This is a genomic window from Streptococcus sp. HMSC076H09, assembly GCF_001811765.1.
Taxonomy (GTDB): domain Bacteria; phylum Bacillota; class Bacilli; order Lactobacillales; family Streptococcaceae; genus Streptococcus; species Streptococcus agalactiae.
In genome coordinates, this window is sequence record NZ_KV806608.1 from 1 (window position 1) to 11,533 (window position 11,533).

At 34.0% G+C, this 11,533-nt stretch carries 7 protein-coding genes and 3 pseudogenes; 5 read left to right on the plus strand and 5 right to left on the minus strand.

Going from position 1 to position 11,533, the window contains the following annotated elements:
- Positions 1 to 154 precede the first annotated feature (154 nt).
- From HMPREF2818_RS06485 to HMPREF2818_RS06500, 4 genes and pseudogenes are all read left to right on the plus strand, one after another.
- Complete coding sequence (locus HMPREF2818_RS06485; protein WP_000529593.1) at positions 155 to 1,300, plus strand: betaine/proline/choline family ABC transporter ATP-binding protein; 1,146 nt, start codon at positions 155 to 157, stop codon at positions 1,298 to 1,300.
- Positions 1,300 to 1,935 carry an ABC transporter permease gene (locus HMPREF2818_RS06490; RefSeq protein WP_000247053.1) on the plus strand — a complete coding sequence of 212 codons (636 nt, stop codon included), beginning with the start codon at positions 1,300 to 1,302 and terminating at the stop codon, positions 1,933 to 1,935. The genes HMPREF2818_RS06485 and HMPREF2818_RS06490 overlap by 1 nt, the downstream gene beginning before the upstream one ends.
- Positions 1,936 to 2,051: 116 nt before the next feature.
- Positions 2,052 to 2,864, plus strand: a pseudogene (locus HMPREF2818_RS06495) (osmoprotectant ABC transporter substrate-binding protein); the annotation flags it as partial.
- Positions 2,865 to 3,515, plus strand: a complete 651-nt coding sequence (locus tag HMPREF2818_RS06500; RefSeq protein WP_000812155.1) for an ABC transporter permease — start codon at positions 2,865 to 2,867, stop codon at positions 3,513 to 3,515.
- A gap of 61 nt (positions 3,516 to 3,576) precedes the next feature.
- On the opposite strand, the pseudogene HMPREF2818_RS06505 reads toward HMPREF2818_RS06500, so the two are convergent.
- The 5 genes and pseudogenes from HMPREF2818_RS06505 to HMPREF2818_RS06530 all read right to left on the minus strand — a co-directional run bounded on the left by HMPREF2818_RS06505 (position 3,577) and on the right by HMPREF2818_RS06530 (position 10,986).
- Positions 3,577 to 4,757: pseudogene (locus HMPREF2818_RS06505) on the minus strand (MFS transporter).
- 72 nt (positions 4,758 to 4,829) lie between these two features.
- Positions 4,830 to 5,690 (minus strand): helix-turn-helix domain-containing protein, encoded by an 861-nt coding sequence (locus HMPREF2818_RS06510; RefSeq protein ID WP_000471421.1) that lies wholly within the window; start codon positions 5,688 to 5,690, stop codon positions 4,830 to 4,832.
- Positions 5,691 to 6,458: 768 nt separating this feature from the next.
- Positions 6,459 to 7,901, minus strand: a complete 1,443-nt coding sequence (locus HMPREF2818_RS10355; protein ID WP_021075507.1) for a hypothetical protein — start codon at positions 7,899 to 7,901, stop codon at positions 6,459 to 6,461.
- 13 nt (positions 7,902 to 7,914) lie between these two features.
- A complete protein-coding gene (locus tag HMPREF2818_RS10360) occupies positions 7,915 to 9,486 on the minus strand; it encodes a DEAD/DEAH box helicase (RefSeq protein WP_001867142.1) in 1,572 nt (523 codons plus the stop codon).
- Positions 9,487 to 9,552: 66 nt separating this feature from the next.
- Positions 9,553 to 10,986, minus strand: coding sequence for an ATP-binding protein (locus HMPREF2818_RS06530; protein ID WP_001077062.1), 1,434 nt, complete (start codon positions 10,984 to 10,986; stop codon positions 9,553 to 9,555).
- Positions 10,987 to 11,193: 207 nt separating this feature from the next.
- Between HMPREF2818_RS06530 and HMPREF2818_RS10245 the strand changes: the two are divergent.
- Positions 11,194 to 11,533, plus strand: a pseudogene (locus tag HMPREF2818_RS10245) (restriction endonuclease subunit S); the annotation flags it as partial.

Consider the following 11,533-nt stretch of genomic DNA (forward strand, 5'->3'; position numbering starts at 1 on the left):
CTTTTTTCATACTTTTTTCTACATTTTCTGAAAATGTAGATCGGGCGCAAGCTTAACGATTCTTTTTAAAATCATTAAATTTTAAAACAAATTTCAGACATGTTGCCAAAGTTTTGATATTATTACTATAATATAGTTTGTAGAGGAGAATAATATGGGCCAAGAACCTATCATCGAATATCAAAATATCAATAAAGTGTATGGGGAAAATGTTGCGGTTGAAGATATTAACCTTAAAATTTACCCTGGTGATTTCGTTTGTTTCATCGGTACGAGTGGATCAGGTAAAACAACATTAATGCGTATGGTTAACCATATGTTAAAACCAACAAATGGTACTCTATTATTTAAGGGAAAAGATATTTCTACTATTAACCCCATTGAATTAAGACGCAGAATTGGATATGTTATCCAAAACATTGGTTTAATGCCTCATATGACCATTTACGAAAATATAGTTCTTGTACCAAAATTATTGAAATGGTCAGAAGAAGCTAAAAGAGCTAAAGCAAGGGAACTTATTAAATTAGTTGAATTACCCGAAGAATATTTGGATCGCTACCCTAGTGAGTTGTCTGGCGGTCAGCAACAACGTATCGGTGTCATTCGCGCTCTTGCAGCAGACCAAGATATTATTTTAATGGATGAGCCTTTTGGAGCTCTGGATCCTATTACTAGAGAAGGTATTCAAGACTTAGTCAAGTCTCTTCAGGAAGAAATGGGGAAAACTATCATCTTAGTTACTCATGATATGGATGAAGCCCTCAAGTTAGCAACAAAAATTATTGTTATGGACAATGGTAAAATGGTCCAAGAAGGGACACCCAATGATCTCTTACATCATCCTGCTACCAGTTTCGTTGAACAAATGATTGGGGAAGAGCGTCTTCTTCATGCGCAGGCTGATATTACCCCTGTTAAACAGATAATGTTAAATAATCCTGTTTCAATAACTGCTGAAAAAACACTAACTGAAGCTATTACACTAATGCGCCAAAAACGCGTTGACTCACTTCTAGTAACCGATAACGGTAAATTAATTGGTTTTATTGACTTAGAATCTCTAAGCAGTAAATATAAGAAAGACCGACTTGTTTCTGATATCTTAAAACATACTGATTTTTATGTTATGGAAGACGACTTACTTAGAAATACTGCTGAGCGTATTTTAAAACGTGGTTTAAAATACGCTCCAGTTGTTGACCATGAGAATAACCTAAAGGGCATTGTTACTCGTGCATCCCTAGTTGATATGTTATACGATATTATTTGGGGCGATACTGAAACGGAGGATCAATAATGGTCAATTTCTTATCACAGTATGGCATGCAAATATTAGTAAAAACATGGGAACAAGTCTATATCTCATTTTTTGCTATAGCACTTGGGATTGCAATTGCTGTTCCATTGGGTGTGGTCTTAACACGTTTTCCCAAAGTAGCCAAAATTATCATTGCTATAGCTAGCATGCTACAAACTATACCAAGTTTAGCCTTATTAGCTTTAATGATTCCATTGTTTGGAATTGGAAAAGTCCCAGCTATCGTTGCTTTATTTATTTATTCCTTGCTTCCTATACTAAGGAATACTTATATAGGTATGAATAATGTCAATCCAACACTTAAAGATTGTGCTAAAGGGATGGGAATGAAACCTATTCAATCTATATTTCAAGTTGAGTTACCTTTAGCTACTCCAATTATTATGGCTGGTATTCGCTTGTCTACTATTTATGTTATTGCTTGGGCTACATTAGCTTCTTATATAGGTGCAGGTGGACTTGGTGATCTCATTTTTAGCGGGTTAAATCTTTTTCAGCCCAAATTAATTCTAGGGGGCACAATTCCTGTTATTATCCTGTCACTTATTATAGATTATCTTTTAGGATTACTGGAAACAGCTCTAACGCCCAGAACAACAAGAAGGGAGGCTTAGATATGCTTAAAAAATCGCACTTTTTACAGATATTTACACTTTGCTTAGCCCTCTTAACGATTTCTGGTTGTCAATTAACCGATACTAAAAAACCTGGTCATACCACAATTAAGGTTGCTGCCCAAAGTTCTACAGAGTCTAGTATCATGGCAAATATTGTCACCGAATTAATTCATCACGAATTAGGATACAACACAACTTTAATAAGCAATCTTGGTTCCTCTACGGTTACTCACCAAGCTTTGCTCCGTGGTGATGCTGACATTGCTGCCACACGTTATACAGGAACAGACATCACAGGAACTCTTGGCTTAAAAGCTGTTAAAGACCCTAAAGAAGCTTCTAAGATTGTAAAAACTGAATTCCAAAAACGCTACAATCAAACTTGGTATCCTACTTATGGTTTTTCTGATACTTATGCATTCATGGTTACTAAAGAGTTTGCCAGACAGAATAAAATCACCAAGATCTCTGATCTCAAAAAGTTATCAACAACTATGAAGGCAGGGGTTGATAGTTCATGGATGAATCGCGAGGGAGATGGATACACTGATTTCGCTAAAACATACGGTTTTGAATTTTCACATATTTACCCTATGCAAATTGGCTTAGTCTATGATGCAGTTGAAAGTAACAAAATGCAATCTGTATTAGGCTACTCCACTGACGGTCGTATTTCGAGCTATGATTTAGAAATTTTAAGGGATGATAAAAAATTCTTTCCTCCTTATGAAGCCTCTATGGTTGTCAACAATTCTATCATCAAAAAAGATCCTAAACTAAAAAAATTACTCCATCGACTCGATGGTAAAATCAATTTAAAAACGATGCAAAACCTTAATTATATGGTAGATGATAAACTTTTAGAACCTTCAGTTGTTGCCAAACAATTTTTAGAAAAAAACCATTATTTTAGAGGAGATAAATAAATGAAACAAATGAATACTTTCCAACAATTTATCTACTACTTCCAACATAATGGTAGTTATATCTTAGAACAATTTATCCACCACTTTTTAATTTCAATTTACGGCGTTATTTTAGCTGCAATTGTTGGTATCCCTCTAGGTATCTTCATCGCTAGACGTGGTAAAATTAAAACCTTTGTTATGGGAATCGCAAATGTCATCCAAACCATTCCTTCTTTAGCTATGATCTCTATCATTATGTTAGGTCTAGGGCTAGGTATTAAAACAGTAGTTGCAACTGTCTTTCTTTATTCTCTTCTGCCAATCATCACAAATACTTACACTGGTATTAGAAATGTTGACTCCGACTTACTAGATGCTGCTAAAGGAATGGGCATGACTAAGCGTCAACGTTTATTTATGGTTGAGTTACCACTATCTATTTCTGTTATCATGGCTGGACTTAGAAATGCCCTTGTTGTAGCAATTGGTATTACAGCCATTGGTGCTTTCGTCGGTGGAGGCGGACTTGGAGATATCATCATAAGAGGAACTAATGCAACAAATGGTGGTGCTATTATCTTAGCAGGATCTCTTCCAACAGCCCTTATGGCAATTTTCTCTGATTTAATCCTAGGCGGTATCCAACGCATGCTTGAACCAAGAAAATAACTATTAAAAACTTGTCAGTAGAGACAAGTTTTTTTGATGTTTCAGAATAATTTCTTAAGTTCTAAAATTGTTTTTTACTATAGCTAAATCCTAATCCTCCCAATATAGCAATGGCACATCCTATAACAATAAAGCTAACATTTGATAAGGCAAATGAAAAGATAGTCATAAATAGTGTTCCTATAGGCATAAACATAATAGCAATAGTAAATATAGTCGACATCACACGCCCCATATACGCTTCATCGACCCTGATTTATACCTGACTGAAAAAATGAATATTAAACATTGTCAGAAGACTATTAAAAAGAAAACTACCACTGTAAGATATCCATATCGGTAATTCAAATAGAGATGGGAATCCCATAACTATGACTCCCAAACTACTGAATACTAGCATAGATAGCATAGAATTAATACTAGATTTAATTTTTCTAGCAATAAGCGCTCCAATAATTGATCCGATAGCTGATATACTAAGTATTGTTGCATAAGCACCTGAAGTTTTCAATAGGGAGTTAGTAAAAGGTAAAAGATAATTGAACATTGCTAGGAAAGTGTTTAATAAAGCAGCAATAATTAGAAAAAACATAATTTCTTTTTCTTTTTTGATGTAAGTAAATCCATCTGCAATATCAGCTAAAATATTTTTTATCGCTACCTTTTCTTGTTTTGAAAGCTGTACCCTTCCACTTTAATAGCATAAAGAAACAGGAAAGAGATCAAAAAAGTAATCGCATCAACAATTAAAGTAATCCTAATACCAAAATTATTAAAAATAAGGAAACCTAAAACAGGGGAACTTACACTAATAATTTGCACAATGGTTTCCAGATTAGCATTATAGGTAATGATATCAGCTTTATCTACTATTTCAGGAATATAAGATTTATAAGCCGGAGAAGAAAAAGCATTGGAAACCGCTAAGATAGCATTAGCAACTATTAGACCATACACCATTACTTTATCATCTCCAATAAAAGAAAGTAAGAAACACATGATAGCACAGATAGCATCTGTTATTAGTAAAATTTTTCTTCGTTGAAAGCGATCAGCTAAGGCGCCTCCAAAAGGGTTGAGGACAATAGAAACCAACAACTCTACTATCTGATAAATACCTAAAATCTTTTGTCCTAGACCACCCATCGAAGCAATCCAAGTACTATTTCCATAATCATAAAGCACATCACCAAGTTTACTGACTGCTCGACTAGATAGTAATTTTATACCATTAATATTCATAATTCCCTCCTTAGTTCGACATTATAGCAAACCAAAAGGAGAAATATTAAAAAATCCCATAAATGGGATTTTTTATAATCTTGTTACCCTATTAAAGTGTTCCTGAAAATTTTCAACATGATGTTTAGAACCAATTGCTTGGAAGCAAAAAATAGCTTGCTTCATGCTTTGTATTCCTCGACTATCCCCTTTAGCATAGGCAAGAAATCCTTTTTCATAGAGTAAAATAATACGGTGATAAGCATTCCGCTCATTATTTAAAAGTGCTTCAACTTTCTCTACAAAAAATGTTGCTTCTTCTAGAGCGCGCCGTTCTATTAGTGTCTCTACCACATTTAGGAGGGTTGCTTCGACAACATTGCGGTTTGTATAAATATCTCGATAATATTCCTTTTGATTGATAACCTCTTTAACAAGTTGGCAAATATACCTTGTGTTGTAATACCGGTAAAGATTTCCAATCAAAATATAGTCACTAATTTCCCAACTATCTTTTTGAAAGAGGTAATCCGACAAAAAGCAAAGGTCTTCTTCCGACATTTTTCTCGAGGAGTCACATTCACATATCATTCCTCTAAAAAGAACTATGTTTAAACGACAACGTATATCTGAACTATCCTTTTTTAGTTTACCTTCTTCCACAGAAATCATCTTTTCTAACCCAGCTACGTCTCTTTGATAATGATATTGAGCCATCTGAGACATTAAAGATATCTGATCAGATTTTTGATATTTATTTACTCTATACATAAATTCGCTAATTGATAAATCAATTGCCTCTAAAGCCCCTAAAAATTTTGTTAATGATAAATCTGATTCACCCCTCTCAAATCGTGATAACTGAGAAACAGAAAGTTCATTTGAAGCAACCTGTTTAAGAGAAAACTGTCGATTAAGTCGAAATTCCCTAAAAATAGGGCCATATATAAACATTAGTATTCCTTTCTAACCGTAATCTCATTGGTAAACTTATGAGGTAATTTCAATAATTTATATTTACCAACTTTAACCAATATATGAGCTGATATATAGTCATTTTCTTTTATTTGTAATATCATATCACAAGTTCTTCTAAATCAACATATGTTAATTTATCTGGGAATTTTTCTCGTAAGGTTACTTTCATATATTGAGTACTTACCATACAAAATTCCTCCATCATATACTCTTTTTTTCAATTATAAATTAAAATAGAATCATCTCATCTAACTTTGTCATTGCCTTTGTGCTATTTAAAGTAGTTATTTAAATTTACAATGGTTTCTCAAGTATTTAGAAGTTTTAAAAATGACTTTAGGACAATTTTTGAATATTACACAAAAAACACCCCATGGTGTGAACCATGAAGTGCTTCCAATCGCTGATATATAGGTATATATTAACGTTTTGAGGATTGTGATGCTTTACGGGATTTTTTTAAACCTGGTTTTGGGTAGCAAAAGTAAAACCTCAATAAAAGCTTATTAAATCAAGCTTTCAAAAGTCAGTTTCATTAAAAATAAGCACTTATAACCTAATCCTACAAACAATGGATTACCATTAGATTACCAAAAATTCGTTTTCGGAGCTTATGTAATTGAGTAAATGAACAGGAAAATCATTGTATAATTAACTTTTTTTATATTAACTTGCTAGTGACTTATATCACTCAAGATTCATACTCATAAAAAGCATAGAGTATTCGAATTTTAAAACTATTTCTCATTCACTGAAATAACAGTTAAGAGGAATATTATATGTCTCACTTAAATAATACTCAGTTGATAATAACAATTGCTTCATCTCAGTACTTAGTTTCGAAATCGACACACCTGGCTGTACAATGGTTATTCTCATATCAGTACTAAAGCCATCTTTTATCATAGATTTGATTGTCCGACAATCATTAATATTTCCTTTTTCAAACCGAGAACTCTGTCTTTTAGAAATCCGTATTGACTCTCTTTTTATCATTCTATCAAGGAAATCTAATAAATTATCTTTCCAAATAATTGATTTCTCTGCTTGACCACACACTTCGTATAAATCTGATACACGAGCACCTGGTTCATCACCATGTGAATATTTACAATGATACAGATTTATGAGTATTTTGCGCTCTGCTTCATTAGCACTTATTGTAACAATGTCTGCAATTTCTCCTGAACCATCATCGTCAAAAACTATCAATTCATCAGTATTTATCAATTTATTTATAGTTACATATTGAATGGATGCTCTATCCTTAGCAACACCTTGAGACTCTTTTCGTATATTTGTTCCATATTTTTTCCATTCTATCGGAACAAGCATCTCATTTGACAACGATGCCTTACTCCTCGGTTTATCTACAATTTGTAGATTACCCTCTAACATTACCCGAACCCCATCCTTCTGTATGAAAGAAATAGTTGGACTATGATCTTTTAAATATTGTGAAAATAAAATCTTATTATTTGATCTCTTTATAAATAAGTCATCTCCAGAAATTTGCAAAAAACCAAACCCCTTTTTATCTATATGTTGTTGGAAAATAAATTTTCTTTCACTAATCCAAAGTTCAAAAATCAATAAGCCTTTTTCAAGACGAGGGTTCCTAAAGTCTGATTCAAAAAAATGATACAGCTTATCTTCTTTTTCAATATAGAATGCCCTTGCAGTTGAATTACTAGTTTCAATTATACTGTCAGGTGTTATTTTATAAGGAACCCCATCCGGAAATTCTGTAACAACTTCTGAAGTAAGTGAGTTTTCTAATATCATACTTGTATCAATATTAGTATCTAAAATTTTTGCCCCAATTTTTTGGCACCAATCTACCCAAAAATTAAGACTTTCAACCCACCTCATCCAAACTTTTCCTTTATAAGAACAACCTACACTTATTTTATTTCCATCTCTGTATCCATGTCCAAAAATATTTGATTTGATTGAACCCAATGAAGTTGCTTCACTTATTCCCTTTCTTACATCAACCCCAGCAAACATCCGAAAACTGACATTTCCTCCAGGTATTTGTTTTAAACCAAGTGTTCCAATCATTAGTCGATTAATACCGTCAAGCACTCTGTAAATCTCATCTCCCTTGATTTGCATAGAATTAGGAAAAATTTGCTCTACCAAATCATTTCCTTTTCTACTATCTGACTCATTAATATGAATCAAACCTCTATACTCATCAAAAAAAGATTACAAAAAAATTATATAAATATTCGACAAGATCTTTTTGATAAGACCAGTTAACTGTATTCTCTATTTCTTCAATAAATATTAAAATTCCCTTCTCTTCATTTATCAAGTGAGTAGTATGTTCTGCACTCAGAACATTTTTCCAGGCGTTGATATTTACCTCTTTCATATCCGTTTTATATATTCGAGAACTAATTTTCATCTTTATTTGAGATAAGTCAATATTACTTGCTCTTGTTTTTTCAAATTGGGAAATAAATTCTTCTATCTGAACTTCTTTTTCTATTGCTCTATCTGACTTAATTTGAAGCAGTTTAGTCCAATCCGCATCACGTCTATACAATTCATCGATATCTTCTTTTAAGTCTTCTGATGCTATATTAGTAATCAGTTTAGCACTGCCTAACCTTTCTTTACCAGACCTTGCAAACCTTCCCATAAACTGTAAAGTAATTGGTAATGACTTATATTTGTCGTGAATTGCAGCAACTTTAAGTGAAGGAATATCAATACCTTCACCAAACATGTCCACGCATACAACAATTTGTGATTTTCCTGATTTTAGTAGATCTAACGAATCTCTGTTTTGCGACTTTTTTCTATCAGAATGTATAATCACTGGATTATATATTTTGTAATTCGAATATATTTTATCGAATAACTCATCAGCTCTTTTTTTAGAGTTAGCTCTCGCCAAAAGAATGTGATTTAATCCCTTATCCAAATCACTTTGCAAAAGTTTAACTGCAACATCTGCGATTTTTTCATCCGATTTTGTAATATTATACTCATGGATAGGATGAAAATCAATTGGTTTAAAATAATTGTTTTGCAGAGCAAGAGATAAACTATATTTAAAAATTATTTTTCCATCAATTTTCTTACCATCATTTCGAAATGGGGTCGCTGTAAATTGTAAAATCTTTTTACCTGAGAACTTATCTCTTACTTTTCTCCAATCATTTGCAGCAAGATGGTGAGCTTCATCAAATACAACTAATTCAACGTTCGAATAGATTTTTTCAAACAGATCATTCGGTAACGCTTTAATCAGCGCTGGTGTAGTTATAATGATATTTATATTATCAATTTCATTAAATAAAATATCCTTTTCACTATCTTTCACAGTAGATTTATATAATAGACAATTAGGAAAAATTGCCTGATCAGATACAACTGAAATTTTAGGAAGAATCCCCAGATGTTTAACCTGATCAAAAAGTTGTTCTCTAAGTAAATTACTTGGAACAACAATCAAAGTTGTAGCAATACGCTCTGAGACTATTGTCGAAAAAATTGTTTCAGATTTTCCTGTTCCTGTCGGTAAAACTATTGTGGCCGGTTCATTAGAGACAACCCAATGAGAACGTATAGCAGAAAGTGCACCATATTGAGGAGGGCGCAATCCATTACCTAAAGAACCGTTAGCAACTTTCTCAGAATACGCTTTGCCCCAGCTTTTTACAATCTCTGATTTGGTAATTTTTTGATTATTAAGGTCTATTGAATAGGCTAACTTATTTGAACCAATATTCTTAATTTCTTGTTTGAATTTTTCCATCACAAAGCCTCTGTATCCTACTGTATCCTACTGTATCCTACTGTATCCTATCTCTTAGAGGATAGGCTAATTTTTCGTTAAAGTATAGTATTGATTTCTGTCATTTTTATTGGCACCATACCAGTCAACCATACCCAATTCTTGTAATTTTTTCATCGTTTTTACAATAAACTTACGACTTCTTCCTGTCAGTTCAATGGCTTTTGCAGTTGTCATCTTCTCTCCTGAATTGTACATGTAATGGATCAACAATTGCTCATCGGCATTGAGGTCTCCAAAATCAGTAAACTGTTTCTCCAAACTATCTTGGGTCCGTAGGTGTCGGCTGACAATATTATTTTCAAGCGTCAGAATAACCTTGTTCCCAGGTTCAGAGTATTTTGGTTCATGGAGAAAGGCTGATTCCATCTCTGAGTAAATCCGTTTCACACCTTCATTCATCTCACGGACCCATCCAAACTCCGTCAGGGTTCTGGCAATCCGAGGATTTCTTGAAAACCGTTCATGCTTAATATTGTCAACGGTGACGATATTTGGCAATTTCCCTGGGCTATGAATTTCCAGTCGGTCATCAAACATAAGAACACGAATATGGTCGCCATAGACAGAGTAATCACGGTGAGTAACAGCATTGACAACACCTTCAAACCAGGCAAATTCTGGATATTCAGGCAAAATTTGAAATTGCCCATTGTCATCCAGATATTGGAACTCACGCAGCTGGGTACGAATAAAATCACGAGCCTTGATAATCAGGGTTGGTAGAGCATCATCAAAGGTCACTTCCTTAATGACATTAAAGCTACTACCTGTCCCCATGTCCGTGCCATCAAACCGTTGGAAGCGAACACGAGCTTGAGGGAAGAAAGCTGAAGGGTATTTGCCAAAAAGCAAGATAGCAGCCTTGGTCAATTTTCCATTGACCAGAAAACGCCGAGCTTTGAGAATTTCCTCGGTGGAACGGTCTGCAATATCAAAGCGATTTTTGAAGTCCTGAACCAGGTCATCATCGATGTCTTCCAAGGTCGCATCAGCCACAACTTCATCCTCAAAGAAACGTTGTCCTTTATCATAGCTGAGCTGAGTTCGTTGTTCATAACTTAATTTTACCGTTTCATCCCCTTGACGCAGGTAAACTTCATCATTAGGCGCAGCAATCACTCGATTTGAAGATAATTCAACTGAGATAACCAAAATCACATCGTCTTCACCCTTATGGTTTCGCACAGGGATTTCTTCAAAAGATAAGTCCAAAGGAGTATCACGCATCTCACGGTCAATCTTTTTGAAGTCATCAATGGGATAGGCTCTGCCATCTTTGAAGCCAGTAATGATGTTATTTTGCTTGTCGTCCTCAATACCGATTACCAGCTGGCCACCATCTGCATTAGCAAAGGCAATCAGGTGTTTAAGAAGTTCAGACGGCTTTTTACGTGCAGATTTCCTGTCCAAGTATTGAGTCTCTGGTGAGAACTGGTAGTGGGATAGGGTTTGATTCATGTCATTCTCCTGAGTGTTATAGCTCTATTATAACACATCTCCCATTCTTTCTTGCTTCCAATTCATTGTGCTAAGAAACCTTATAAGGAAGTGCCGTACAACATTCCAAAAAGCTGGGAATGGGTAAGGTTAGGTAATATATCTTCGTTGAATTTTTTTTCTAGTATATCTGGAGATAAGATTCCAAATGATAGCTGGGTTTTAGATATGGAAGATATAGAAAAAGAGACCGGAAGATTAGTTAGAAAAAACTATAAAACAGAAAAGTCGTCTTATAAAAGTAATAAAATATCTTTTTCTAAAGACACTATTTTATATGCTAAATTACGGCCCAATCTAAAGAAAGTTATCATTTCTGACGAAAACGGTTTCGCGACAACAGAACTTCTTCCGATTAAAGTTTTTGGGAATATTTCGCTAGATTACATAAGATACTGTATGATTTCACCGTTTTATTATTTTAATATTATCCAGTCGGTTTATGGTGTTAAAATGCCAAGGGTAAGTTCTGGTTTTCTAAATTCAACTCTCCTCCCCCTCCCGCCTC